The sequence below is a fragment of the Terriglobia bacterium genome (assembly GCA_020072815.1).
Lineage (GTDB): Bacteria > Acidobacteriota > Terriglobia > Terriglobales > Acidobacteriaceae > Angelobacter.
The window spans coordinates 131,498-156,675 of the sequence record JAIQGE010000009.1 but is presented as its reverse complement, the minus strand read 5'-3'; the positions used below and the strand labels follow the sequence as shown (position 1 = coordinate 156,675).

Below are 25,178 nucleotides of genomic sequence, written 5' to 3'. Positions count from 1 at the left end.
AAGCGAGTAGTTGAAAAACGAAAACGATGTGGCGGGCGCGGCGAAAGCTGCGCCCGTTTATTTTCTGAAATCGAAATCCACATGCAGACGGTTGTTTACGTAACGCACGAAAGACTTTACGGTTCGCGTTCCACCCGCGACCAGTTATTGGACGAACTTCGGCCGCTGGCGCTGGCCCCACTATTGAAGTTGCTTGCTGCTCTCAACAATGAACTTAGGTCAGAGGAAAGTCGACCAAGTAGGTCTCCTCAACACGAACTGCTTTCGCTGTTTTTCTGTAAAGACGAGATACAAAGAATGGCCGACCTAGATCGCTCTTCTCCTGTCGTGGTTCTGCATCGTCAACAACTCCTGTTCTTAATAAAGGAAGCGCTGTTCGTGTGTTCGGAAACGGGACTAGATCTTGCCAAGGATTATCGTCTGCTTGGGAATGCTCTACTCCGAGCGAATGACCTGTTAGCCCATATTTTCCCCAAGACAACGACCTTGCGTCAGAAAGCACTAGTGGCTGCCGCCCATTTCTTCGGTATTCAGGAGGCCGGCGCCTTTCACAGCTATGAGTACAAGATACTTAGATCTTTCTGGATGCTGCAGAAAACCTTGCCACTTCTCGCCAAGTCGCAGCCATTTTTCGACATACCCAATCTTTTCAAGATGCAAACCCGTTTGGAACTGACGGACTTTCAGGTTCTGCAGTTCATGACGATGACATCTTTCATTAGGGAAGTAGCAAGAACCCGAGTAACATCGCCGATTGATTTGCCCGAAACGTGGTTTAGCACAACTGATTTTGGTGCAGATGCAATCAAGGATTACCTGTCCTATATCTGCGCAAGTCCTGACGAGCTCAAGCACCAGGTTACGCAGCAGCGTGAGCCATCCGATTTCACGGCTTTTCGCGAGACTCCCCTGCTCAGGCTTGACGGGCGTCTTATATTGCTCGATTTCAATTTTTTATGTGAAAAGGCGGAATCTGGTCCTTTTTGGGCTGCACGTCGGCAAATTCCAGAAGCAGAATCGAACGTGTATTTTTCGTTCTGGGGAAACCTTTTTGAGCGTTACATCTCAACCATCCTGCAACTGGGCGCTGCCCCGAAATTCAACAAGGTCATTCCGGACCCGCGTTTCCCCGACGGGGACCAGTTTACCGATTGCGCGGTGTTGAGCGGCGACGCGCTTCTTATGGTTGAGACCAAAACCTCAACCATCAGCGCAAAAGCCAAATATGGTGGAGATCTTGGGTACCTAGAGCGAACATTGCGGCGGAACTTTGTGGAGGATGGAAAGAGTCCCAAGGCTTTGCGCCAGATTGTGAGCGGGTTGAGGAAACTGTTTAAAGACGGTCTCAAACTTCCTGACATTCAGGCCAATAAGATCAATCGCATCTTTCCAGTTCTTGTTACAAGGGACGAAGTTGGATCCACAGTTGGAATAAATGTCTTTCTGAACGAAATATTTCAAGAACTGATGCACGCCGAAGGTATGAAGATATCGCAATCGGTTGCCCCACTAACTTGTCTTTCTGTAGAGGACTTAGAACGTGTTTCGCCGCGTGGCAAAGATATTGGGCTTGACAAAGTGTTTGAAGGATATTGTAGAGCGTGCCGCCGCGATAGTGCGAAATTAAAGCCATTCATGTTGACGCCCAACGACGTGCTAAAGCAACTTGCAAACAAAGAGACAGCGGATGTCCTTAAAGACACGGCCGTGGAAATCGGCGATTTGACAGAGGGACACATGAAAGCAGGTGTGGAGAGCCGGGTGCCCCACCTATCCCTGCGATGATCGCGGGTGCCCCATTCTTGCTGAGAAGCTGGCCGTTGATGTTTCAGCTTCGGAGCAAGGGTGGGATACGTTGAGTCGTCCCTCTGATTCCTGATTCGCGCGCTCCGCTTTTGCTACGCGCAGGCCTTCGGCAGAGAGGAAGGCACACCTTTGGACTGAAGTCCAAAGGTGGACGTCAAGGCGTGTGTGAGCGTGATCACATGAATCTTCTGCTGGGTGCCCCGTTCCTTTGCGGAGCAAAGGGCGGGATAGATACGCCGTGTCCCTCTGATGCTTTGTGCGCTCTGCTTTGCTACGCGCGAGCCTTCGGCAGAGAGGAAGTTCACACCTTTGGACTGAAGTCCAAAGGTGTGGGGGGAAGGGGGCGCTCAGGGGTTCGATGACGCGTCCCCTCTGATTCTTTCCCCGCGCCAGAACTACGCGCCGTCTCCGGCCGGATTCAACTCGTTCATCCGCTGGGTGCGGAAGAACTCGACGCGCTGGAGAAAGCGGTCCCATGGAAATGCCTCGCCCGGATCCCTGTGGGTGCTTTTTTTGAAAACGTCGGTGACCTGAACGTGCCCCACAAAGCCTTGAGACTTCAGGTCAGCCAACTCCGCGTTGGTCAAGTGCTTGACCGGGATTTCGTACTTCAAGCAATACTGCGCCGCCGCGTTGGCTGCGTTCTCCAGCACCGCCGTGCTGTAGGCATCTTGCCAGTTCTCCGCCGTCTGGGCGGCCCTTCCGGCCAGTTCGAGGTGAATGCCGTCCTGATTGGCGCCGGGCGCGGCGAACGCTATATCGTTGTCCTTCACGCTCTGAAAGATCGCTTTGTTGTCAATACACAGATGCGCAGAAGCTTGATTGGTTTCGGGGCGATTGGCAAAGTCATTCGCAATGTCTTTGGCGATCCCGTCTCTTTCCGGGACCTCCATGGTGTGAATGACGATCAGCCTGACGGGCCGCTGGCCGGCGTTAAACGGCCGAAAGAAACGGGCCTGGATGAAGGGAAAGTTATCAGTTTCCGGTCCCATGTTCGCATCCTCCTTTGCACCGGCGGACCTCTGTCGCCAGCCACGTGGTTAAAGCGGAACGTTGCGCGGAGCATACTACACTCCATTCTTTTGCGTCCCGCAACCCCGCGTGATGTTGATTGCCACTGAAAGAAAAGAACGTATAAAGGCGGCCGTTCCCTGTAGGGCACTTGCGGCTTTTCGATAAGCTTTTGAGTCTCGAGCCCCAGGTGCCCGACCTATCCCTCACGACAGTCGAGGGTGGCCCACAAGCCACTTGCGACCGGGGCCCGTCTCAGATGCTGCCGTCAGGAAATACGGTGCGCTGGTCATCTTTCAGCACCACCGACGCTTCCGGCTTTCCCGGCCCATAACGCACGGCCACGATGCTCCGGACAGGATGGGCCTCCGCATAGCGCAGGGCCTGGCGTTGATAGGCAAACAGGCGGAAGGTCTCGCCCGGCCGGCGTTCGGCGTCAACCGGGTAGGAATAGGCCAGGGTCACCCGCCACATGTATTCACCCCGACTGAGCTCAACGCTCTCGACCATTCCCAGGACAACATACCAGGCGCTGGTGCCCCTGGCGCGGAAGAAATCCTGCAGCGCGTGGTCGGGGCCGGTCAGCAGCGCAAAGACCGGGCGCCACAGTTCAGCGAGCACAATGATAATGAGGTTCATACGCTCCCGAGTTATACCATGGTGGACGGGCGTCCTTACCTTTCCCGCACATAGCGCCTGGATGGCCTATCCCTAGCGCCTTTGGTTTTTGCGCAGGGCGACTAAGAATCGGGTCATCGGGTGATCGGGTGATCTGAAAATGCCAGATCCAGCGCCAGGGACGCAGAGGTCGCAAGGGAAAGGACCGGTCTTGCAATCGCCGCAAAGTGGTCTATTCTGCTCAGACTCGGCCTGCGCTCTCCCTATAAGGTTAGGGATGAGCACGAACCGCTCCGTTAACGGAAAGCCTGATCAAAGCTCTTTGGGGCGCGGAGCGCGAGTCCGTGATCAAAAAGGACAAAAGACAAACATGCGAGTACAAAAATATCTAAGTTCGTTGATTTTGATTGCGGCCATGGCCGGCCCAGTGGCTTTTGCGGCTTCCGCCCAGGAAGGCCGCCGCGACAATGATGACAAAGACCACAAAGTGCACCGGTACTATGATCGCAAGCACCGTGATTACCATGAGTGGAATGAACGTGAATCCCGCGCTTACACTCGCTGGGAAGCGGAGAATCACAGAAAACATGTTGAGTTCGCCGTGCGGCGTAAAACGGACCAACTCAAGTATTGGACCTGGCGTCACACGCATCCCGATAACGACTAGAAACGGGACCAGCGCCGGCGCCGATGAGTCAAACCAGGCCGTCTCGCCCGGCGCGCACCGTCTTTTATCCCGCACGAAAATTGCGGGCGTCCCACTCTTGCGGAGAAGTTAGTTTTTTAGCTTCGCTGCAAGGTGGGATTTCGTTTTGATGCGAAGTCAGCAGCCAGCAACTAGCAACTAGCAATTGGCAATTAGCCAAGCCAGCGCTCCGCTTCGCTCAGCTTGCTCAGGGCAGGCTCTGCGCCAGCAGGCCCGGGGCGTCGCCCTTCTACTGCTTAAGCCGGCTGAGCACGATTTGGGCCAGGTCGAGGAGTTGCTGACGCGCCTGAGCGCCGCGGGGAATCACGATGTCAAAAACCGCTTTGCCGCGCCGGACGACGATGCAGGCGGAGGCGGGCTGGTCGGCCAGCGACAGGCTGATCTGGGCGGAGTCGGCGCCCGCGAGCTGGACGGGCGTGAACTTGCCGCCGCCTTCGCCCAGGACGGTCTGCTCCGTGGCGCTCACCTCTTTCGGTGTATTGCCGGCGAGAAAAAAGATGTCAAACTCCACCTTGCCGGCTTTGCTCTGGTAAACGCAGTACGCGCCGTCGTTGCCGTCGAGGTTGGCCTGGTCCAGGGCGGACACCGGAACGCCGGCCTTGGTGAAGTCAGCGGGCGTCAGGGCGGAGCACAATGCCTTGCCCGAGGAAGGCGCGACGCTGCGGGAAGCCGGTTGCGCTGCTGCAAGCGCGCATAGCGAGAAAACCAATACACAACCGGCAAAGAATGAAAGTGTGGGACGTTTCATGGGTACCCCGATTCCTTATTGACTCCCCAGATTGATGCGCATTTCGATGTAGACCTGGCAATTGACCGGTTCGCCGTCCTTGGTAGCCGGCTTGAACCTCCAATGAGAGACGCCGGCGAGAGCCACTGGATCAACAATCGGGTCGAGTGCGCGCACAATCTTGGCGTCATGATACTTGCCATCTTTTCCGACGTAGCCTTCAATTCCGACAACTCCTCGAATGTTCTTCTTGGCCGCTTGCCGGGAGTAGTCCGGCTCCGGCTGAGAAGTAATTGTTGGAGGTTTGATGCCTGGGCCAGCCGAGTAGATTGGTTCGCCGTCCTTGGTTTTGCCGACTACCTTTGCGACAAACTGCTGGGGAGTTTGCCCGTTAGTTTGTCCGCCCGCCGGTGTGGGTGATGGTGAAGGAGACGGCGATGGGCTCGGCGAGGCTGCCGGAGTCGGCGATGCGGTTTGGCCGGCCACGGTTTGTACGGAAAAAGATGCCAGCAGCGCGAAAGTCAGGCAAACAGCTAGAAAACATGCACGCATGGCAGGAACTTTACCATACTTCTCCGCAGAGGGCGTGGAGGACGCGGAAGAAGAAGAGCAAGATCGGCGGCGATGCCGGGACTTTGCGCGCGAACCGGTGTTGCCCTCAGTCGAACCAATCAATTTCATGCTCGTCATGCGCGGGGACCTGCGCTAGCACCTTGCGGTAGGCCGCATCAATTACTTCCATGGGAGTGGTGCACTCGCGATCACGCCTGACGTCGGATTCGTAGACGTAGGCGTCGTCTTTGCGGCCGGGAAAATCGCAAATGCGGATGCGCACTCCGGGGAAAGGCCGGCAAGCCAGGTAGTCGCCGTACCAGTAGGAGTCGCCCATGTGCCACTCCCAACCGCCGATTTCGTTCAAACGGGATTGAAGATTGCCGGTGCTGGAGTAGTCGCACCAGAAAGCATAGGCGCCGGTCATGATGGGGAAGTTTTACCGCAAGCGCTGGATGATTTGCAACGAACCCTGTCTGATGACGTAACACCCGCCAGATTCCTGGCCGCTTGCGGAAGGGCCGCCGGGCCGGCTCCGCGATGCATCGTCCGCGACCGCTGTTCATGCGGGTCCGGAGGCACTAGGGAATGCGGCGCGGCTTGTGTGACCCCCGTCACTGCCTGCCCGGCCAGGGCGGACGAAAATCACAAGTTAAGGTTGGCCGGAGCGGAGACACAAGTGGCTGGCATTCGCGGCGCGGGTCTCACGTTCGACAGCCGGTTTGTGAGGAAACCATGAGCAGTCCGTTGGTGGTGATCGAAAAAGATGAGGCAGCCAAGTCAAAGGCGCCTCTTCAAGAAGTGGGAAGAACAGCCGGTCTCGCCGTAGTCCCGGCTGCTGTGCCGCAGCGGCCGTTGTTTTCGCAGAGTTTTGTGGAACTGAGCGGCGCCGATGCGAAACGCCGTCGCTGGAGCACAGGGACCACGTTCCTGATTCAGACCATCGTTCTGGCGATTGCGGTGCTTGTGCCCTTCATGGTGATTGACGTGCTGCCGGCGGCCCAACTGGCTAATTTCCTGGTGGCTCCGCCGCCACCGCCTCCGCCGCCACCTCCACCACCGCCGGCCACGAAAGTGGCGCGAGTGGTGACGGAGGTCGTGAACGGACAGTTGCTCACCCCCAGCAGGATTCCCCAGAGCGTAAAGATGATCAAGGAAGAAGAAGCGCCGGTGCAGACCGGCGGCGTGATTGGAGGCGTGGAAGGCGGCGTCCCCGGCGGACAATCGAACGGAGTGCTGGGATCATTGCTGACCGTCGCAAACAAGAGCACGGCGCCGGTGGTGGCGGTCCCCAAGCGGCTGAGAGTTTCCACGGGAATTTCCACCGGCTTGCTCGTTCAGCGGGTAGAGCCGGTGTATCCCGGCGTCGCGTTGCGGGCGCGCATTCAAGGCACCGTGACCCTGGCAGCCATTATTTCCAGAGAAGGGAACATTGAAAACCTGAAGCTGATCAGCGGCCACCCGCTGCTGGTCCCCGCGGCGATTGACGCGGTGAAACAGTGGCGTTACAAGCCGTACATGCTCAGCGGAGAACCGCTGGAAGTGGAAACCACGATCATCGTGAACTTCCACCTGGACCGGTGATCAAGAAGATTACATCGCGGTAAACAATCCGTCTGACGCTGGCCGCGAAGGCTTATGCCGTGGGAACCTGACACCCGGGCACGCTTCGCGGCCGGCGTTTTTTTTGCGCAGGCGTTTTTTGCGACAGACAAGGCCGGTCCGCGAATCTCAGCTCGCCGTCAGCACGGAGGTGCAGAATGCGCAGCGTTTGGCGGCGACCGGAATTTCACTCAGGCATTCCGAACACTTCTTGTGGGTTGGATCAGCCGGAACGACAGCGCGGGCCGCGCGGGCCTTCCAGGCGTTCATGGGCGCCACCATAAAGAAGTACACGGCGCACGCCACCAGCAGGAAGCCGACCAAATCATTGAGGAATACGCCGTAGGTGACGTCGGTCCCGCCCAGGTGCAGCTTGAAGGCGGAAAAATCCGGCCTGGACACCACGGCCGCGATCAGCTTGTTGATGACGTTACTGACGAACGACGTGATCACCGTGCCAAACGCCGCGCCCACTACCACGGCGACGGCCAGGTCAATCACGTTGCCCCGCATGATGAATTCTTTGAAGCCTTTGAACATGGGTGCCTCCGTATGCGTTGATCGGAGCAATGATACAGGAAAGGAAATAGCAATTAGCAATTAGCAATCAGCAGTCAGCAGTCAGCAAAAGCAGCTAGCAACTGGCAACTGGCAACTGGCAAAAAACAATTCTGTCATAGAGATCCCTCGCTACGCTTCGGGATTTCAGAGAAAGCTACGCTCCAAACGGACCACGAAAACAGCTGAGTGCTGAGTGCTGAGTGCTGACTGCTGAATGCTTTCCTCTGGAACATCTCACACCCGGCAAGTGTCCAATCTTCCAGCGTGCGCAAAAAACTCAAAGAGGTCACGCTGACGCAGGCCCTTCTTTGTTGAATGCAAGGAGAACACCCATGTCCATGTCAATGAATGGGGGCGCGCGCCCTGCCGCAGAGATGAACGTAACGCCGCTGATTGATGTTCTGCTGGTGCTGATCATCATCTTTATGGTGGTGCTGCCGGTGCACCAGTACGGAGAGAAAGCCGACATCCCGCAACCCAGCCCCAGCCAACCGGAGACGAAGCCGGACACGCCGATCGTGGTCCAACTGCATGACGTGGGCGAAGACAGGCAACCCACGCTCAAGGTCAACCAAGATCCGGTGGCCTGGGACTCGCTGGAGCAGAGGCTGCGCAACATCTATAAGTCGCGCAGAGAGAAAGTTGCGTTCGTCAAAGGCGATCCGGAAATTGACTTTGAGTACGTGGCGCAAGTGGTGGACATGGCCCATGTAGCGGGCGCGGAACGCGTGGGACTGCTGGGTACTAAGGACTAGACCAGTTTCAGAGTTACCGCAAAGACTTCAGAAAACCTCAGGGGCTGAAGCCGTGCAATTTATGTCAGCCTGACCGCAGGCTAAAGGGCCTGCTCCACCCCGCAACGGTCTGCGCTTGCCGTGAAGGTGGTCTTAGAAACGGCACGGTTTTGACCACGCGCCGGTTGAACTAAGGTGAAAATCTAAAGTTGTCAGCCAAGCAGCTGAGAACATGCGGTTTAGCGGTGGGTCGCCCGGTTGTCTTTTGTCCAAAAGCAGCGTATCATTACATCTGTTGTAGCTGGTTTCGGCCCTGTGGCTTGTGGTGTGCCGCAGGTGGGTTGGTCAGTCCCCAATTCGATGGCGAACGTACCAGTGGGCGAAAGGCCCACTTTCTTTTTGGGGTGAAGAAAATCGCCGGAATCGCACGTGATCGCCGTAATCGCGCGTGATCGGCAACAGGCGGCTGAGACAGGGCCGCTCAATCGGAGCGAGAAGTTTGAATGACGGCAAAATTCGGGCCGTGGCGGAGCGCGTTGCCGAGACGCATGGCGTCGAATTAGTGGAAGTGGAGCTGAAGGGCGGCGGCAAGGCGCGGACGCTGCGAATCACCATAGACAAGCCGGACGGCGTGACGCATGAGGATTGCGCCAACGTCAGCCGGGGCGTTTCCGCGGTTTTGGACGTGGAAGACGCGGTGCCGGGCGGATCGTACACGCTGGAGGTGAGTTCGCCGGGGCTGGACCGCAAGCTGCTCAAGGCTGAGGATTACGCGCGCTATATCGGAAGCCGGGTGAAAGTGATGACACATGAGCCGGTCAACGGCAACCGGTACTTTAACGGCAAGCTGGAGAGTTTTAGCGAAGGCCGCCTGACTTTGGAGATGACGGCAGGCAAGAAAAAGCCCAAGCCGGGACACGCACCGCCGGGACAGAAAGTGGAAATTGACCTGGCCAACGTGGAACAGGCCAATTTGGTGCCGGATATTTAGAAAGATCGCCGGAATCGCCGTGATCGCCGACATCCCGCGTGATCGGAAAGGCAAGAAACTTACCGCGGATTAGCGCGGATGAACGCGGATCAGGAATAGAGGCAAGGGCGCACAGCCGACGGTGCCACACGAGAATCGTGAATCGGCGGCAAGTAAGTCCGGCATAAGAAAACACAGAGTCCGCGGCAGTTGGTGGGTAATCGGGTAACAAGCACTTATAGGAAAAGAACTTATGGCAAGTGAGATTTACAACGTCATTGATGCGCTGAGCCGGGAAAAGGGCATTGATCCGCAAATTGTAGTGAGTGCGGTGGAAGACGCCATAGTTGCGGCCACTCGCAAAAAGGACAAAAGCCAGGAAAACCTGCGCGGCGAGCTGGACAAGGAAACCGGCAGCATACGCGTGTATGCGGTGAAGTCCATTCTGCCGTCAGAAGACGATATTGGCGACCCGCAACTGGAAATCTCACTGGAAGAGGCCAAGGCCATTGATCCCAACGCGGAAGTCGGCGGGGAAGTGCGCTTCCTCAAGTCCACGGAAGGACTGGGACGCATCTCCGCGCAGATCGCCAAGCAGATCATTTTCCAGAAGGTGCGCGAAGCCGAGCGCGACACGGTGTACAACGAGTACATCGGACGCGTGGGTGAAGTGATCAATGCCACGGTAAAGCGCATTGAAGGTCCGGACGTGATCCTGGACATTGGCAAAGCGGAAGCGCGCATGTCCAAGAAGGAACAGTCGCGGCTGGAATCGTTTGCCGTGGGCGAACGGGTGCGGGTGGTGCTGACCCGCGTGGACAAAAATTCCAAGGGCCCCGCAGTGGTGGTATCGCGCGCGGCGCCGGAGCTGGTGCAGAACCTGTTTCAGACGGAAGTGCCGGAGATTTACGACGGCACGGTGCAGATCCGGGCCATTGCGCGCGAAGCCGGCGAGCGCACTAAGATTGCGGTGGTGTCAAAAGACAAAGACGTGGACGCGGTGGGCGCGTGCGTGGGCATGAAGGGCATGCGGGTGCAATCCATTATTCGCGAACTGCGGGGCGAGAAGATTGACATCATCGAGTATCACGAGGACCCGGCGACCTTCGCGGAAAAAGCGCTGCAGCCGGCCAAAGTGAGCCGAGTGACGGTGCTGGATACCGGCGACAAGCACCTGGAAGTGGTGGTGGATGACAGCCAGCTCTCTTTGGCCATCGGCAAGAAAGGCCAGAACGTGAGGCTGGCGGCCAAGCTGCTGGGCTGGAAGATTGACATCAAGAGCGAAGAAGAAAAACGCCAGGAAGTGGAACAGCAGATGACTTCCCTGGTGGGCGGCGGCGAAGCTGCCACGCCGCTGGACCGCGTGGTGGACCTGGGTGAAGCCTTGATCGCCAAGCTGAACGAAGCGGGTATCTCAACGGTGGAAGCGCTGGCGGACATGACTCCGGAACAACTGGAAGAGCTGCCCGGAATCGGCCCTAAGACGGTGGAAAAAATATTTGTAGCGGTCAATAATTACTTCTCCAGTCTAGAGCCCCAGGCTGCGGCGGCGGAAACGCCGAGCGAAGTGGCAGCGGGCGAAGTGGCAGCGGCAGAGGTTGCGACGGGAGCGGAGGCCGCGGAAGGCGGCAACACCGATCCTGAACTGGCGCCGGAAGAACCGGCCAAGTCCCAGAGCGCCGAGGCCCTGGAAACCGGCCAGGCGTACGAAGCTGAAGTAGTCGCCGGGGTGGAGAACGCTCCCGACGCGGACGTGTCTGAAGTGCACGTACATGGCGAAGAATAGCCCGCGCATGAAACCGCGGGCGTGGAGAACGCAGGCGGGGAAGAGACCAGCGAGGAAGAGTCGTAAGTCAAGCAGGAAGATTTTTGCGCGGCTTTCATCAGCATGCGCCAAAAGCCTAATGTCGTGAGGTCGCTATGATCGCGTAAAAGGCAGCACCTGGAGGAAACACAGAACGGATGAAAATTCGAATCAATGATCTGGCCAGAGAGCTTGAAGTAAAAGCCAAAGCTATTCTCGACGTGCTGCAGGAAGTGGGCGTCACGGAGAAGAAGACCCATTCAAGCTCGATTGAGGAAGATGAAGCGGAAAAGGTGAGAAAACACCTTTCCGCCAAGTCCGGTTCCGCCTCCAAAGAGAAGTCTGCCCCGCCGGAGATCAAGCCCAAGATTGATCTCTCCAAGATCTCCAAGCCCGGGGACGTGGCGCGTCTGATCAAGCAGCGGGAACTTGAGAAGCAGCATCCGCTGGCAGCGACGGCCAAGCCTGCTGCCGCCGCTCATGCGACGCCCGCCGCCGCCAAGCCCCAGGTTGCCCATCCGCCCGCTGCGCCGCCCGCCGCCGTTGAAGCGCCGGCTGCAGTCACCGCCAAGCCGGCAGCCCCGGCGAAAGTTGAAAGACCCATGGTAGTTCCCGCACCGCGGCAAGCGCCGCCGATAGTTGCGCCTCCGCCGCCTCCAGTTCCGCCCGTAGCGGAAAAGATTGCAAGCGCGCCGCCGGCCGTGGTAGTTACGCCGCCTCCGGTGCAGCCGCAAGCAGCCGCAGCCGCTGCGCCTGCGCCAACCGGCAAGGCAGGCGCTCCGGCCGCTGCCGCGCCGCCAGCCGCAGCCGTTCCACCGGGCAAGCCGGTTCCACATCAGCCGCTGGTCCCGCAGCGACGCATGATTACTCCGCAGACGGGACCGCGTCCGGTGTACCAAGCGCCGGTGACCCAGCGTCCGCCCATGCCGACGCAGGGAACGATGCATGGGTCCCGAGGCGGGCAGCAGGGGAGTTCCGCCGGCCGTCCGCAAGGCGTGGTCCGCGGACAGCCAATTTTCCAGCGCCCGCGTCCGGGTGGGCCTAGCGGCCCAGGCAGTCAAGGTGGTCCGGGAGGAGCGCCCGGCGCCCGCCCGCAATACAACCGCCCTGGCAGTGACCAACGCCGCGGTCCGCATCCCACCAGCGCCGCGCGCACCGGCGGTTATCCGCCGCGCCCGGGCATGGGAGGAGTTGGGCCGGGAGGCCCGCCACCGGTTCCCGGCAGGCCGGCCGGAAGGCCGAGTCCGCCACGCCGTCCAGGGGCGCCGTATATCCCGAAGGAACGGGAAGGGACGATGAAGGGCTTTGTTCCGCCACCGCGTCTGGTGCCGTCGAACGAGCCGCTGCCGATCACCCGCACCATCACCATCAGCGAAGGCGTGAGCGTGAAAGACCTGGCAGAGAAGCTGGGATTCCGCGCGAAAGACCTGATTGCCCGCCTGCTGAGCCGCGGCGTGCTGGCCACGGTGAACCAGAGCCTGGATTTCGAACTGGCCAAAGACCTGGCGCGCCACTTTGGCGCGGAAGCAACGTCCGTGACCTTTGAAGAGCAGGCTGCGCAGGACATGGTGCAGATGGCCGGGACTCCGGAAGAATCCGCTGCGGCCGCGGTCACGCGCCCGCCGGTGGTCACCATCATGGGCCACGTGGACCACGGCAAAACTTCGCTGCTGGATGCGATTCGCGAAACCGACGTGGCTGGCGGAGAAGCCGGCGGCATCACGCAGCACATTGGCGCGTACAAAGTGCGCATCACCAAGGAAGATTCGCCCGCTTTCGGACGCCAGATCGTGTTCCTGGACACGCCGGGCCACGAAGCCTTCACCCGCATGCGCGCCCGCGGCGCCAAAGTCACCGACATTGTCGTGCTGGTCGTGGCCGCCGATGACGGCGTGATGCCGCAGACGCTGGAAGCCATGGACCACGCCAAAGCGGCCAAAGTCCCGATCATTGTGGCGGTGAACAAGATTGACAAACCGGAAGCCCTGCCTGATCGCGTGAAGAAGCAGCTTGCCGATCGCGGCCTGATGCCGGAAGACTGGGGCGGCACCACGGTATTTGTGGACGTCTCCGCCAAGAAGCGCACCAACCTGAACCTGCTGATGGAGATGATCTGCCTGGTTGCCGACCTGCAGGAACTCAAGGCCAATCCTGAGCGGCCGGCCACGGGAACCGTGGTGGAAGCCAAGATTGACCGCGGCCGCGGCTCGGTGGCCACGGTGCTGGTGCAGAACGGAACGCTGCGCGTGGGCGACAACTTTATCGTGGGCAACATCTTCGGCAAAGTGCGCGCCATGTTTGACGATCGCGGCAACCTGGTGGAAGAAGCTCCGCCCTCCACTCCGGTGGAAGTGCTGGGCCTGGAAGGCCTGCCGGAAGCGGGCGACCAGTTGCTCGTCGCCGACCGCGAGAAGGCCCGCCAGATCTCCGAGTATCGCGAGCAGAAAGCGCGCGAAGCTACGCTGGCCAAGTCGTCCAAGATTTCGCTGGAAGGCCTGGCTGAACAGATCAAGAACGCCGGCATGAAGGAGCTGGCGCTCATCCTGAAGACGGACGTTCAGGGATCTGCGGAAGTGCTGGCCGACACCTTGACCAAGCTTTCCAACGACAAGGTGAAGATCAAGATCCTGCGCTCCGGCGTTGGCGCCATCACGGAAAACGACGTGCTGCTGGCTTCGGCTTCGAACGCGGTGGTCATCGGCTTCAACGTGCGTCCGGAACGCAAGGCGCAGGAGCTGGCGGAAATGGAGAAGGTGGACATCCGCCTGCACTCCATCATTTACGAACTCCAGGACGAGATCAAAAAAGCCATGACCGGCATGCTGGAGCCCATCATCAAGGAAACCTACCAGGGACGCGCCGAAGTGCGCGAGACGTTCCGCGTGCCGAAGGTGGGCACGGTGGCGGGATGCCAGGTGCTGGACGGCATCATCAAGCGCGATTCGGAAATCCGCCTGGTGCGCGACAGCGTGCAGGTGTACAAAGGCAAAATCGGCTCGCTCAAACGCTTCAAGGACGACGCCAGCGAAGTCCGCAACGGCATGGAGTGCGGCATCAACATCCAGAACTTTAATGACATCAAGAAAGGCGATGTGATTGAAGCGTTTGTGACGGAAAAGATTGCGGCGGAAATGGGAGTCGCGTAAACAGATTGGTAATTGGGTAATTTGGTAATCGGGTAATTGTGCGCGAGCGTTGACGTGAGCCAAGCGGGAGCAGTAGACGGAAACCTCACCTAAAAGCTCGCCGAAGGGGAGGAATTTCGGCTTACCTTTTTCCCGGTTTTTCAATTACCCAATTACCAAATTACTCAATTACCAATTCTTTATTTGATCCATCAATCACGACATGGACTTGACCAATCTTCCTCCCGGCATGATCGGCCAGCTTTCGGGCATGGTTGAAGATTTCATTCTGAAAAACCAGAAGCGCTACTCCTTCCGCGCCACGCCGCTCACGTACGAACACAAAGCCGCCATGCAGTCTTTCTTCCCCAGCGAGGTCCTGGAGCAGACGCGGGTGATCGTGCTGCACGGCGAGCGCATCCTGGACCCGCCGTTCTACAGCATGGCGCGGGTGATGGGCATCAAGAACCTGCCCAGCTTCTCCGATACCGCGGCCGTCACCTTTGTTGATGTGGTGGCGTCGCATGAGGACCTGACGGACAGTCTGCTGTTCCATGAGCTGGTCCACGTGGCCCAGTATGCGGCGATGGGGACCAAAGAGTTCGCGTCGCGCTATGTGAACGGCTTTCTCAGCGGCGGCAGCTATGCGGAGATTCCCATGGAAAAGCATGCGTACACGCTGACCCAGCGCTATACCGCCAACAAGACGCAGGCGTTTTCTGTGGCTGACGAAGTCAAGAGCTGGATTGACACCCAGAAGTTTGAGCCGGAAGGGTAACGCGTCATCAAGCGCGGCGGCGGGTCTTTGGCGCACGCTCGGCGGGCGGGGCGTTACGCAGGCGGCGGAATTGCGCCGGCGGGCAATCCAACTCGCGCTTGAACGCGCGATTGAAAGCAGCTTCTGAGCCGTAGTCCACTCTGGCCGCGACTTCGGCGACGCTATCCTCGGTTGACTGCAGGATCTCCGCCCCCAGTTTCACACGCCATCGCGCCAGATAAGCCATGGGAGGTTCGCCCAGGAAATGGCGGAACCGCTCAGCAAAGCGCGTACGTGAAAGACCGACGCGCTTCGCTAGTTCCGAGATGGTCCATGGATGCGCGGGCGTTTTGTGCAGAAGAGCCAGCGCCTGGCCGATGAACGGGTCGCGCGCGCCGGCGAGCCAGCCGGTCTGGTCGGGCGGCAGGGTGCTGATGTAACGCCGCAACGTCTCCACGAACAGAACTTCGGCAAGCTTGGCGAGCACCGCCCCGGTACCGGCATTTGAGCCGCTGCCTTCGCCAGCGGAGAAGCGAATGGAATTCTCCAGCCATTGTCCTGAGGGTTCGTTGACGACGTGCACTTTCAGGAGTGGCGGCAAGCCGGCGAGAAAGACTTCGCTCAGGCGCGGCTCGCAGGCCAGGTATCCGCAGACGAATTTGGTAAGCTCGCCGCCGCCGCCAAAACGCGCGACTTTGACCCCCTGAGTCAGGTTTCTATCAAACGTCTTAAAAGAATCCACCGGTTTTACGGGCGGGCCATTGCCCAGAAGATGGACGTTGCCGTGGGGGAAGACCACGATGTCGCCGGCCGTCAGCTCTTCCCGCCGTCCATCCGGCAGTCTGGCATAGGCGCGACCTTCGGTAAGAAAGTGGAAGATGATCAGATGTCCCGCATGCGGCGAAAGGCACGCCGTGATGGCCGCCGATTCGGAGGAGCGGAAGCACCAGGGCGCGGAGAACTCTCCGTGGAAGAACAGCGCGCCATCCAGCCGGACCACCCGCAACACATCGGAAAGCACATCCATCGGAACAGCCTCAGTGAAATATAAGCGTTAGAGCCAAGAATACGGGACGCTCGATCAAGTATTCAAGGCCCGGCCGGCGGCATAGTAGAAGTGGATTGCCAGCAGCATGGCACCAACAAGCAAATGTAAGGAGATTGCCAGGAATGAACGCGATAGCGAAAGCGATATACACGACAGATTCTGATCAAATCAAACAGAAGGCTTTGAGTCGCCGCTCTGAATTATTGGCCGCTCGCATTGAAGAAGGCGCTGACGGCCTGGCGGCGTTTGCCGAAGGCCTCTCAGAAGCGGAGTGGCTCGCACCGGTGTCCGAGAGCGACCGGCGCACGGTGGGCGTGATCGTGCACCACGTTGCCAGCATGTATCCGATCGAGATTGATGCGGCGCGAACTCTCGCCAGCGGCAAGCCGATTACGGAGGTTACGTGGGAAGTGATCGCCGGCATAAATGCAAAACACTCCCAGGAGCACGCGGCAGCGACCAAGGCCGCCGCGCTGGAACTGCTGCGCCGCAACAGCCGGGAAGCGGCCGACGCGGTACGCGCCTTCACCGACGATGACCTGGACCGGGCTGAGCCATTCTCGCTGAGCTTTGGCGCGCCGATGACCGCGCAGTTTGTGATTGAAGACCACGCGCTTCGCCACAGCTGGCATCATCTGGCTCGCATCCGCAAAGCCCTGGGACGTTAGTTGTTTGTAGCGGGCTCAAGGGCGCGAAATCGGGCAGGAAATCGCGGGGTTGAAATCCGCGTTGTCTCAGCCGTCCCCTGCGGGGCCTGGGGTCCTCTATTTCGGTTTCGTCGTTCTGTACCCCAAGACGCGCAACGCAGCGCGCCTTTGGGATCCCGCGCCACGGCGGGCTACTGCCAACGCGGTCCACGAAGAAAACGGCTGGATCGCGCGGGGCAAACATCTCTCTGTCGCCCTGCCGGGGCTCGTCGTTTTCTCACATTTTTCCCAGGGCTTCCGCCCTGGGCTAGGCTCTTTTGCGCCTACGGCGCTGAACATCGGCCTATCGAGAAGGCCCGATTTCCTCTCAGTGAACCGTATTGGAGCTACTGCCAACCGTCCCCTGCGGGGACTGGTGAGTGGCTACGCCAGCGATTTGTCGGGCGGACAAGCCGGCCGCGCAAAGCGAGGGGAATGCACACTTCGCCACGAAGAAAAGGGCGTACCTGGCAAAATATTCTGAATTCGTTATAAGAAAGAAAAGAAGGGAAGAAGCTTTACTTGGCGGCGACGGCTGCGGAACTCCGCAGGCCGTCGCGGTTCCGTGACGCCACCTTCACCCCGCTGAGGCCGCTGATGTATTTGGCCACGCCTTTGTAGAGCGAATCGGCGATGCGCTGGCGGTAGTCGCCGGTCTTGAGTTTCTTGGCGTCACCGGGATTGCTGACGAAGGAGATTTCCGCAAGGATGGAAGGCATGTTGGCGCCGATCAGCACGATGAACGGCGCTTTTTTCACGCCGCGATTGCGGATGCCCGGGTTCTTGGCGTTGAGCCCGGTGTATAGCGACTTCTGCACGTCAGACGCGAACTCGCGCGACTCTTCAATCTTTTCCTTGAGCGCGATCTTCTTCACCAGGTCCTGCAACTCATGGATGGATTTTTCCGACACGGCGTTTTCGCGGGCGGCAACTTCCAGCGCGTCGCGCGACGAAGTGAAGTTCAGGTAATACGTCTCCACGCCGCGCGCCGTCTGGTCACTGCTGGAGTTGGCGTGGATGGAGATGAACAGGTCCGCCTGCTCCTTGTTGGCGACGGCCGTGCGCGTCTCCAGGGGGATGAAGGTGTCGTCGTCGCGGGTGTAGACCACTTCCGCGCCCAGGCGGTCTTCCAGCAGTTTGCCCAGCTTGAGCGCGACGTCCAGCACCAGGTCTTTTTCCAGCAGGCCGTTGGGGCCGATGGTGCCCGTGTCATGCCCGCCGTGGCCGGCGTCCACCACAATCTTGCCGATCTTGAGGCCTAGCGCGCGAGTCAGCGAACGTTCACCGTTCGCGGCGGGTGCGGCGGCATGGGTGTTGGGCGCAGGGCCGTTGGCGTCACTGCCCGTGACTTTGCTCTTGCGATTGCGGCTGGATTGCTTGGGAGCGACGGCTTCATACGTGGGAGCCGTTGTGGGTTTGCTGGTGGTCTTGCTCGAGTCCGCCGACTCCATGGTGTTGTCGTCAACAAACTTGGGCCGCTCGGCTTTGGCGACTTCCGTGGTCCTGGGTGGAGCAAATTTGGCCGGGGTCTTGGCTGCGGCGGATTTTGTGTTGTCCGATGGTTGTGTTGCCGGTGCAGCAGGCTTCCGGAGATTGGTTACGGTTACGTCGGATTCGGTGTCCTGCGGCGCAGGCTTGGCGTCAGCTTCTCTGGTGTTGTCAGTACCTCTGCCGTCGGTGGATCGAGCGTCAGCCGCTTTGGAGTCATTTCCCTTAGCGTCATTCCCTCTGGCTTCATTGCCCTTTACATCTTGGGACTTGGCGTCCTGCGGTTTGGGCGACTGCTTGCCGGCCACCTGCGATGCCGGAATTTTGCCGTGAATATCAATGATCAGCCGGTAGGGGTTGGGCAGGAGAAAGGCGGAATATTCAGCCACGTCGTCCACGTCCAGGACCACGCGGGCCATGTTGACTTTATATTGGGCCACGCGAATGCGGTGCAGGAAGCCGGCTTCCACGTCAAACGATTTTCCCACTAGGTCGGGCGCGAGCTTGAGGCCGTAAAGATCAAAGAAGATGCGGTCCGGTTTGGGAACGCGGCCCACGTCGTATTTAACTTCCTGCTCCAGATCAATGGCCACGCGAACGTAGTCCGGCGTGGACCAGTGGCGAATGCTGGTGAGCCGCGGCATGCGGCCGCCCGGCAAAGGGGCCGGCTTGGTGAGCGACGCGTCTTGCTGCGCGGGCGCCGGCGGAGCGGCGGCGGCGGCGGCGGCGGCAGCATCCTTTGCGGCGGCTGCGTCGTTGTTAGGGGTGCGGGTATTGCCGCGCTTGGACGATTTGGGCTCGAGCCTGGCTTCGGCCTTGGCCGCGCGTTCAGGCTTGCTCGCTACTTCGGGTTTGGGGCGGGCGTTGGCCCACGCGGCTTTGGGTCCGGCCTTGCGCTGATTGTGTTTTGCGCGCGCTGATTTCTTGCCGTTCTTGCCGCTACTGCCGGCGTCGGCGATCTCCGCCAGCGCTTGTCTGGCCTTGGGCGCCAGCGTGCTGTTGGGATAGTGCTTCAGGTAGTCCTGAAAAGTGGCTTTGGCCTGATCGCGATCGTTCAGGTCGTCCAAAAAGATTTCGCCGATGGTGAACAGCGCTTCCACGCGATGCTTGCTGCCGGGATACTCGCGGCGCAGAAAAGCCAGCTGGCCGATGGCGTCGTGGTAACTCTTGGGATCGTTGAGCACGCGGCCCTGGTCGTCGAGGAGCTCGGCCACGGCCAGCACCGCCACGTCCGCTTTCGCGTAACTGGGCGCGGTGTAATAGACCTTGCGGTAGGCCTCGATAACTTTCTGGTAGTCACTGCGTTCGCGGTCGGCTTCCGGCGTGCCGTCCAGGCTGTCGCGCAGGCGGTCGGCGGTTTCCAGTTGTTTGGCGGCGGCCTGTTTCTTCTGCTTGACGGTGCGGGCCTCAGCCGAGGAGAGCAGCAGACACACCAGTGACGCTGCGATGGCCATGCGTCGCAGGGCAGGGAGAGCGAGTTTCATTGGCGACTGCTGCAAAGCACCCTTAAATCGTTTAAACCCCGGACCCGCTTAATCGTTGTTAGAGAAAATGCGGTGCCCGTTTGCGTCACGCGATTCCAGTATCTTGGGGCGAAGAGCCGGTCCCTTGTACAGGTCCGTGATTTTTCTTACGTAATCGCGCGTCTCCCGGTAAGGAGGTATGCCTTTGTTTCTGCTGACGGCCCCGCTGCCGGCGTTGTACGCCGCCAGCGACAGTTCCACGTTGCCGTTGTAGCTTTCCAGCAGGTTCTTCAAGTGGCGCACTCCGGCGTCCACATTCTGGCTGGGATCAAACGCGTTGCCCACGTTGAGCGACTTTGCGGTATAAGGCATGAGCTGCATCAAGCCCATGGCCCCTTTGCGCGAAACCGCATGCGGGTTGAAGTTTGATTCCACTTTGACCACGGCGCGCACCAGGTTGGCGTCAACTCCATGACGCTGGGCGGCCGCTTCAATGGCCTTGTCCACCGATTCCGGAGGCATCGTCGCCGGCACAGCCTGGCCGGGGACCACCGGCTGCGATCCTGCACGGAGCTTGCTCGTCCCGTTGCTGGGCACGGCCGTCACGAGATGATTGACCTCCAGGGCGGCCTGCTTGGCCGCTTTCATGGTGGGTGAAGAACTAGTAGGCACGGGTTTCCAGCGGTGTTCCTTGGAACTCCAATAGACCAACCCGCTGTAACGCGATGAGACGTCCGCAAGGGAAGAAGGACCTTCCACTTTGGACGCAGAGGCGGCTTGAGGCGGTTGTGGCGTTGGCTGAGACCGTGTGTCTCCGCCGTCAGTCCAGACGGGATGGCCGTAGGCATCGTGGCTGGCCACAATGCTTTGGGCGCTGGCTGGGTGACTCGCTACCATCGCCGTGGCGCATATCAGGATGGTAAACAGGTGCTTCTTCATCGCGTTACGCAAAAAATAGCAGCTCTCCTGGCCTTCCGCTAGCTCTCTGAAGGCCCACACCTTTTACCCATCCCGATGTTGAGAACGGCCAGAGTGTACGGATTATAAGCCGGTTCCAGGCCGAGGGCAATGCGGCAAAACCGGGTGAATCCAACAGGTGAACACCTGAGAAATACTGCAAAACACCCAAGAGCGCCGGGAAAGCGCTGAATCGGGCTGAAAAAACTGCATTTGGCATTCGGTGACCGGTTTTGGCCATGCGGGATTTACAAAACTTGAGCAAGTTTTTGCGCAAGGCTGGTTGAGGTTGGCGTTCTGCCGCATATGCCTATGATGAAAAGACTGAGACTCGTCTTCTACGCGCTGGCCATGGCTGACCTGGTGCTGGCGTCGCTTTACTACGGATGGGGAATGGTGGCGGCAAGGTAGGGCGAGAGGTAACGACCACACGTGCCGCCTCCGCTCGCGTCCTGAGGTAAACTGAAGGGCACGGAGGTTCTTATGGCCGGCCCCCAAAGCGTAATCGTCAAAGACCCAAACATCCTGGGCGGCGCGCCGGTGTTCCGCAGCACGCGAGTCCCTTTTCAAGCCTTGATGGACTACCTTGAAGGCGGCCAGACCCTGGACGAATTTCTTTCCGATTTTCCCACGGTGAGCCGTGACGCTGCGATTGCTTCGCTGGAAGAAGCTAAGGCTCTGGTTCTTTCGCAGATCCGATGAAGATCCTCATCGATGAATGTGCTCCAAGAAGATTCAAATTCAGTCTTGCACGGCCGGGACATGAGTGCCAAACCGTCCCCGAGGCTGGGCTTGCGGGAAAGAGGAACGGCGAACTGCTCAATCTTGCCGAAGGTATTTTTGATTTGTTCGTCACGCTCGACAGGGGCCTGGAGTTCCAACAGAATCTCGCCGGTAAGAAAATCGCGATTATTGTGATTCGCGCCAAGTCGAACCGCTTTTTTGACGTTGACCCGCACGCTGCTGAGTGTTTGGAGGCCATTGAGTCAATCCAGCCAGCACAGATAATCAGGATTGGCGGGTAGTTAGACCGCCCTGACGCGGGCACAGGCAGGAGTGCCTGTGCCACACGGGTTAACTTTGCCTGGAGATTCTGCTACGCAGGCGAGGGCGCCTGCGCTCCACAAATCGCAATTACTTCAGCAGCGCGTCCACCGCCGCATAAGCCTCGTTGAGCGCGGCATCGAGCTGAGCGGGATCTTTGCCGCCGGCTTCGGCCATATCGGGACGGCCGCCGCCGGAGCCGCCGACTTTCTCCGCCACTGGCTTGATGACTTTGCCGGCCTGAATCTTGCCGGTCAAATCTGCGGTCACGCCGACGATCAGCGCAACTTTGCCGTCTTCAGCTTGGGCGGAGCCCAGGACCACTACGCCTGATCCCAGCTTGTTGCGGAGGTTATCCACCAGGGTGCGCATCTGGCCGCGGTCCAGGTTGTCAGCGCGGTGGGCCAGGACTTTCACGCCCTTCACGTCGCGGACCTTGTCTTCAATGGAGGCGATGCCGGAGGACGCCGACTTCATCCGCATCTGCTCCAGCTCTTTCTGCAGCTTCTTGATCTCGGTTTCTTTTCGGTCGAGCTCGGTGCGCAACGCGTCGGCGGGCGACCCGGCTTTCTGCGCGCCCGGCACCATGGCGGCGACGATATTTTCCAGTGCGTGGTCCTTGCGGAAGTGCATCAGCGATCCTTCGCCGGTCACGGCTTCCACGCGCCGCACGCCGGAAGACACGCTGCCTTCACTCAAAATTTTAATCAGTCCGATTTCGCCGGTGGCGGCGGTGTGGGTGCCGCCGCATAGTTCGGTGGAGAAGTCGCCAATCTTGATGACCCGGACTTTTTCTCCGTACTTCTCGCCGAAGAGCGCCATGGCGTGGTATTCCTGGATGGCCACGTCAATGGGCACGTCTTCAATGGTCTGCACCTTCGTGTTGCGCAACACCTCTTTGTTGATCAGGTCTTCAATGTCCTGCAGCTCTTCGTCGCCTACGGCAGTGAAGTGCGAGAAATCAAAGCGCAGATGGCCGGGGTCCACCAGCGATCCGGCCTGCTTCACGTGCTTGCCCAGGATTTCCCGCAGCCCGGCGTGCAGCAGATGCGTGGCGGTGTGGTTGCGCATGGTGGATTCGCGTACCTCCGCGTGGACCACGGCGTCCACTTTCATGCCGGTTTGGATTTGCGCGCGGGCCTTGACGCGATGCGCGCGCACCCCTTGCACCGGCGAGTAGCAGCCGTTCACGTCCGCCAGCACCACGTTGCGCTCGGTGTTGTAAAGTACGCCAATGTCGCCCACCTGGCCGCCGGAATCGGCATAGAATGGCGTGTGGTCCAGCACGATCTCGCCTTCTTCGCCGGGGTTGAGCATGGGGACGCCCTGCGTGGCAGCGCCTTGATCTCCGGCGCTCTTGACGATGGCCAGCACGGTACAGTTTTTGGATTCGGTTTGGCGATAGCCGTCAAACACCGTCTTGCCCAGGTCGCGATAGACCGGCGCAGCGCTTTGCTTGGCGCCGCCTTTCCATGACGCGCGGGCGCGGTCGCGCTGGGCTTCCATGGCGCGCTCAAAGCCTTCCATGTCGAAGTCAATGCCCGCGTCGCGGCAGGTGTCCACGATGAAATCCAACGGCAGGCCGAAGGTGTCATAGAGTTTGAAGGCGTGGTCGCCGCGATAGCGCATGCCTTTTTCCGCATGGTACTTGGCTTGGGCGATGCTGGCGCGGCCCACGCCGGAATCGCTCATGGGGTCCTGCTCGCCTTGGCCAACGATGCGCTGCGAATCCGCCATGCCCTTGCGGACAGCTTGAAGATCAGCTTCCAGACGGGCCAGTCCGGCGTCCAGCGTGTGGGCGAAGCGGCGCTCTTCTTCGTGAACGATCTTGGACACGCGGTCGGCGGTCTCCACCAGTTCGGGGTAGGCGTCTTTCATCAGGTCGCGGACAGCGAACACCATCTCAAACATGAACGGCTTGGTGGTGCCCAGCAGGCGGCCGTGGCGGATGCCGCGGCGCAGGATCTTGCGCAGCACGTAGCCGCGGCCTTCGTTGGCCGGCAGCACGCCGTCAGAGATGAGGAAGGTGGTGGCGCGAGCGTGGTCGGCGATGATGCGCAGCGATGCGGCAACGCGGTCGCGCGGCTGTCCGCTGGGCGAATTCCCGCCGGCTGGGCTGCCGCCTTGCGTCAGCTTGCCGGCGGCGGCAATCAGCGGCAGGAAAAGGTCGGTGTCGTAATTGGAAATTTTGTTTTGCAGCACGGCCGACACGCGTTCCAGCCCCATGCCGGTATCCACCGAAGGCTTGGGCAGCGGGTTGAACTTGCCCGCCGAGTCGCGATCAAACTGCATGAAGACCAGGTTCCAGATTTCCACGTAGCGGCCGCAGTCGCAGGGGAACTTGCAGTCCTTGTGGCCCAGATCGGAAGCTTCAGGGCCCATGTCGTAGTGGATCTCACTGCACGGGCCGCAGGGGCCGGTGTCACCCATGGCCCAGAAGTTGTCCTTCATGCCCATGGGGAAGACGCGCTCTTTGGGCACTCCGGTTTCCAGCCAGAGTTTCTCGGCTTCGTCGTCACGCGGGATGCCCTGCTCACCGCCGAAGAAGGTGCAGTAGAGATTGTCCTTATCAATGCCGAACCACTGCTTGGACGTCACCAGTTCCCAGGCGTAGGCGATGGCGTCACGCTTGAAGTAGTCGCCAAAGCTGAAGTTGCCCAGCATCTCGAAGAACGTGTGATGGCGCTTGGTGAAGCCGACGTTCTCCAGGTCATTGTGCTTGCCGCCGGCACGCACGCATTTCTGTGACGTGGTGGCGCGCAGGTAGTCGCGTTTCTCCGCGCCGAGAAAGACGTCCTTAAACTGGTTCATGCCGGCGTTGGTGAACAGCAACGTGGGATCGTTGGCCGGCACCAGCGACGATGAGTGGACGCGCTTGTGGCCTTTGCCTTCAAAGAAACGAAGGAATTTCTCGCGAATTTCAGAGCCTGTGGGCATTACTACTATTTAACCACAGAGGGCGCAGAGGGAGGGGGATCGCCGAGATCGCACGACAGCGCACGTCATCGCCGACATCGGAGGAAGAGAAAAACCCTACCGCTGATCAACGCTGATGACGCAGATTGACGAATGGGTGAGCGCGCAAAGCAGCGTGCAAGCTGGTCTGGTGGGTATGTTGAACTCAACCACAGAGGGCACTGAGGAACATGGAGCAGCTAAGGGAACCACAAAGTAGCAACTAGGCCGCAAAAAGGTCGTGGGCAATTGCAGCGACGTGCATTGTGAGAACGCTCTGTATCAGCATGGCGGAGGGCAGACCTTCGGGGTCCTTCGACTCGCCCATACTCCCTTCGGTCGTTTGGGCTCGCTCAGGATGACAGCGGTTAAGAGTCACGCAAGCCAACCTCGCCCTCAGAAAACAAGGTCTATAATTCCCGCCATGCGTCCCCTTGTGGCGATGATCGGCTTTGTGGTTCTGATCGGCGTCACTCTAACCCTCATCCTGTTGATGCATTCCGGCCAATGGATGGTAGCTCTTCCTGCGGCGGTGCTGTTCTTCGCTTGGGCCGCACTGGTGCG

21 protein-coding genes are annotated in these 25,178 nt (G+C 59.5%); 11 read left to right on the top strand and 10 right to left on the bottom strand.

What is annotated here, in order from left to right; translation table 11 throughout:
- Positions 1-81 precede the first annotated feature (81 nt).
- A complete protein-coding gene (locus LAO20_13695) occupies positions 82-1,785 on the top strand; it encodes a hypothetical protein (protein ID MBZ5532479.1) in 1,704 nt (567 codons plus the stop codon).
- 416 nt (positions 1,786-2,201) lie between these two features.
- Here the strand turns inward: LAO20_13695 and LAO20_13690 are convergent, their stop codons facing one another.
- Together LAO20_13690 and LAO20_13685 are read right to left on the bottom strand one after the other, a co-directional pair.
- Positions 2,202-2,798, bottom strand: coding sequence for an N-acetylmuramoyl-L-alanine amidase (locus LAO20_13690; protein MBZ5532478.1), 597 nt, complete (start codon positions 2,796-2,798; stop codon positions 2,202-2,204).
- 274 nt (positions 2,799-3,072) lie between these two features.
- Positions 3,073-3,456, bottom strand: a complete 384-nt coding sequence (locus LAO20_13685; GenBank protein MBZ5532477.1) for a hypothetical protein — start codon at positions 3,454-3,456, stop codon at positions 3,073-3,075.
- Between the two features lie 349 nt (positions 3,457-3,805).
- Between LAO20_13685 and LAO20_13680 the strand changes: the two genes are divergently transcribed.
- Positions 3,806-4,102 (top strand): hypothetical protein, encoded by a 297-nt coding sequence (locus LAO20_13680; protein ID MBZ5532476.1) that lies wholly within the window; start codon positions 3,806-3,808, stop codon positions 4,100-4,102.
- Between the two features lie 268 nt (positions 4,103-4,370).
- On the opposite strand, the gene LAO20_13675 is transcribed toward LAO20_13680, so the two are convergent.
- The 3 genes from LAO20_13675 to LAO20_13665 all read right to left on the bottom strand — a co-directional run bounded on the left by LAO20_13675 (position 4,371) and on the right by LAO20_13665 (position 5,847).
- Positions 4,371-4,889, bottom strand: coding sequence for a hypothetical protein (locus LAO20_13675; GenBank protein MBZ5532475.1), 519 nt, complete (start codon positions 4,887-4,889; stop codon positions 4,371-4,373).
- A gap of 15 nt (positions 4,890-4,904) precedes the next feature.
- Complete coding sequence (locus tag LAO20_13670) at positions 4,905-5,420, bottom strand: energy transducer TonB (protein ID MBZ5532474.1); 516 nt, start codon at positions 5,418-5,420, stop codon at positions 4,905-4,907.
- Positions 5,421-5,526: 106 nt separating this feature from the next.
- Entirely contained in the window at positions 5,527-5,847 is a 321-nt protein-coding gene (locus LAO20_13665; GenBank protein ID MBZ5532473.1) for a hypothetical protein, read from the bottom strand.
- Between the two features lie 308 nt (positions 5,848-6,155).
- Between LAO20_13665 and LAO20_13660 the strand changes: the two genes are divergently transcribed.
- On the top strand, positions 6,156-7,004 hold the full coding sequence (locus tag LAO20_13660; GenBank protein ID MBZ5532472.1) for a TonB family protein: 849 nt from the start codon (positions 6,156-6,158) through the stop codon (positions 7,002-7,004).
- A gap of 147 nt (positions 7,005-7,151) precedes the next feature.
- Here LAO20_13660 and mscL read toward each other — a convergent pair whose 3' ends face one another.
- The gene (gene mscL / locus LAO20_13655) at positions 7,152-7,562 is read right to left on the bottom strand and encodes a large conductance mechanosensitive channel protein MscL (protein MBZ5532471.1); all 411 of its coding nucleotides are present in this window, start codon (positions 7,560-7,562) and stop codon (positions 7,152-7,154) included.
- Positions 7,563-7,915: 353 nt separating this feature from the next.
- On the opposite strand from mscL, the gene LAO20_13650 reads away from it, so the two are divergent.
- The 5 genes from LAO20_13650 to LAO20_13630 all read left to right on the top strand — a co-directional run bounded on the left by LAO20_13650 (position 7,916) and on the right by LAO20_13630 (position 14,994).
- Positions 7,916-8,338, top strand: a complete 423-nt coding sequence (locus LAO20_13650; GenBank protein ID MBZ5532470.1) for a biopolymer transporter ExbD — start codon at positions 7,916-7,918, stop codon at positions 8,336-8,338.
- A 478-nt stretch (positions 8,339-8,816) separates the two neighbouring features.
- A complete protein-coding gene (locus tag LAO20_13645) occupies positions 8,817-9,308 on the top strand; it encodes a ribosome maturation factor RimP (protein ID MBZ5532469.1) in 492 nt (163 codons plus the stop codon).
- Positions 9,309-9,540: 232 nt separating this feature from the next.
- A complete protein-coding gene (nusA, locus tag LAO20_13640) occupies positions 9,541-11,073 on the top strand; it encodes a transcription termination factor NusA (protein MBZ5532468.1) in 1,533 nt (510 codons plus the stop codon).
- A gap of 176 nt (positions 11,074-11,249) precedes the next feature.
- A complete protein-coding gene (gene infB, locus LAO20_13635; protein MBZ5532467.1) occupies positions 11,250-14,237 on the top strand; it encodes a translation initiation factor IF-2 in 2,988 nt (995 codons plus the stop codon).
- A gap of 202 nt (positions 14,238-14,439) precedes the next feature.
- Positions 14,440-14,994: a hypothetical protein gene (locus LAO20_13630; protein ID MBZ5532466.1), complete on the top strand. Its 555-nt coding sequence runs from the start codon at positions 14,440-14,442 to the stop codon at positions 14,992-14,994.
- A 7-nt stretch (positions 14,995-15,001) separates the two neighbouring features.
- Here LAO20_13630 and LAO20_13625 read toward each other — a convergent pair whose 3' ends face one another.
- Positions 15,002-16,000, bottom strand: coding sequence for an AraC family transcriptional regulator (locus LAO20_13625; GenBank protein ID MBZ5532465.1), 999 nt, complete (start codon positions 15,998-16,000; stop codon positions 15,002-15,004).
- A gap of 143 nt (positions 16,001-16,143) precedes the next feature.
- Between LAO20_13625 and LAO20_13620 the strand changes: the two genes are divergently transcribed.
- Positions 16,144-16,689: a DinB family protein gene (locus tag LAO20_13620; GenBank protein MBZ5532464.1), complete on the top strand. Its 546-nt coding sequence runs from the start codon at positions 16,144-16,146 to the stop codon at positions 16,687-16,689.
- Positions 16,690-17,225: 536 nt separating this feature from the next.
- Here the strand turns inward: LAO20_13620 and LAO20_13615 are convergent.
- Together LAO20_13615 and LAO20_13610 are read right to left on the bottom strand one after the other, a co-directional pair.
- Positions 17,226-19,679: an N-acetylmuramoyl-L-alanine amidase gene (locus tag LAO20_13615; protein ID MBZ5532463.1), complete on the bottom strand. Its 2,454-nt coding sequence runs from the start codon at positions 19,677-19,679 to the stop codon at positions 17,226-17,228.
- A gap of 48 nt (positions 19,680-19,727) precedes the next feature.
- Positions 19,728-20,306, bottom strand: coding sequence for a lytic transglycosylase domain-containing protein (locus tag LAO20_13610; protein MBZ5532462.1), 579 nt, complete (start codon positions 20,304-20,306; stop codon positions 19,728-19,730).
- A 792-nt stretch (positions 20,307-21,098) separates the two neighbouring features.
- Between LAO20_13610 and LAO20_13605 the strand changes: the two genes are divergently transcribed.
- Together LAO20_13605 and LAO20_13600 are read left to right on the top strand one after the other, a co-directional pair.
- A complete protein-coding gene (locus tag LAO20_13605; GenBank protein MBZ5532461.1) occupies positions 21,099-21,317 on the top strand; it encodes a DUF433 domain-containing protein in 219 nt (72 codons plus the stop codon).
- Positions 21,314-21,640 (top strand): DUF5615 family PIN-like protein, encoded by a 327-nt coding sequence (locus LAO20_13600; protein ID MBZ5532460.1) that lies wholly within the window; start codon positions 21,314-21,316, stop codon positions 21,638-21,640. Before LAO20_13605 ends, LAO20_13600 begins: the two co-directional genes overlap by 4 nt.
- A 109-nt stretch (positions 21,641-21,749) precedes the next feature.
- Here the strand turns inward: LAO20_13600 and alaS are convergent, their stop codons facing one another.
- Positions 21,750-24,596 carry an alanine--tRNA ligase gene (gene alaS, locus LAO20_13595; GenBank protein MBZ5532459.1) on the bottom strand — a complete coding sequence of 949 codons (2,847 nt, stop codon included), beginning with the start codon at positions 24,594-24,596 and terminating at the stop codon, positions 21,750-21,752.
- Between the last annotated feature and the right edge of the window lie 582 nt (positions 24,597-25,178).

Coding starts and splice junctions, on each gene's coding strand:
- LAO20_13650 (MBZ5532470.1), top strand. CDS start 7,916: ATGTCCATGTCAATGAATGGGGGCGCGCGCCCTGCCGCAGAGATGAAC.
- LAO20_13625 (MBZ5532465.1), bottom strand. CDS start 16,000: ATGGATGTGCTTTCCGATGTGTTGCGGGTGGTCCGGCTGGATGGCGCG.
- LAO20_13670 (MBZ5532474.1), bottom strand. CDS start 5,420: ATGCGTGCATGTTTTCTAGCTGTTTGCCTGACTTTCGCGCTGCTGGCA.
- LAO20_13620 (MBZ5532464.1), top strand. CDS start 16,144: ATGAACGCGATAGCGAAAGCGATATACACGACAGATTCTGATCAAATC.
- LAO20_13680 (MBZ5532476.1), top strand. CDS start 3,806: ATGCGAGTACAAAAATATCTAAGTTCGTTGATTTTGATTGCGGCCATG.
- LAO20_13660 (MBZ5532472.1), top strand. CDS start 6,156: ATGAGCAGTCCGTTGGTGGTGATCGAAAAAGATGAGGCAGCCAAGTCA.
- LAO20_13690 (MBZ5532478.1), bottom strand. CDS start 2,798: ATGGGACCGGAAACTGATAACTTTCCCTTCATCCAGGCCCGTTTCTTT.
- LAO20_13695 (MBZ5532479.1), top strand. CDS start 82: ATGCAGACGGTTGTTTACGTAACGCACGAAAGACTTTACGGTTCGCGT.
- LAO20_13685 (MBZ5532477.1), bottom strand. CDS start 3,456: ATGAACCTCATTATCATTGTGCTCGCTGAACTGTGGCGCCCGGTCTTT.
- LAO20_13630 (MBZ5532466.1), top strand. CDS start 14,440: ATGGACTTGACCAATCTTCCTCCCGGCATGATCGGCCAGCTTTCGGGC.
- infB (MBZ5532467.1), top strand. CDS start 11,250: ATGAAAATTCGAATCAATGATCTGGCCAGAGAGCTTGAAGTAAAAGCC.
- LAO20_13675 (MBZ5532475.1), bottom strand. CDS start 4,889: ATGAAACGTCCCACACTTTCATTCTTTGCCGGTTGTGTATTGGTTTTC.
- LAO20_13610 (MBZ5532462.1), bottom strand. CDS start 20,306: ATGAAAGCGGCCAAGCAGGCCGCCCTGGAGGTCAATCATCTCGTGACG.
- LAO20_13665 (MBZ5532473.1), bottom strand. CDS start 5,847: ATGACCGGCGCCTATGCTTTCTGGTGCGACTACTCCAGCACCGGCAAT.
- LAO20_13615 (MBZ5532463.1), bottom strand. CDS start 19,679: ATGAAACTCGCTCTCCCTGCCCTGCGACGCATGGCCATCGCAGCGTCA.
- alaS (MBZ5532459.1), bottom strand. CDS start 24,596: ATGCCCACAGGCTCTGAAATTCGCGAGAAATTCCTTCGTTTCTTTGAA.
- nusA (MBZ5532468.1), top strand. CDS start 9,541: ATGGCAAGTGAGATTTACAACGTCATTGATGCGCTGAGCCGGGAAAAG.
- mscL (MBZ5532471.1), bottom strand. CDS start 7,562: ATGTTCAAAGGCTTCAAAGAATTCATCATGCGGGGCAACGTGATTGAC.
- LAO20_13605 (MBZ5532461.1), top strand. CDS start 21,099: ATGGCCGGCCCCCAAAGCGTAATCGTCAAAGACCCAAACATCCTGGGC.
- LAO20_13600 (MBZ5532460.1), top strand. CDS start 21,314: ATGAAGATCCTCATCGATGAATGTGCTCCAAGAAGATTCAAATTCAGT.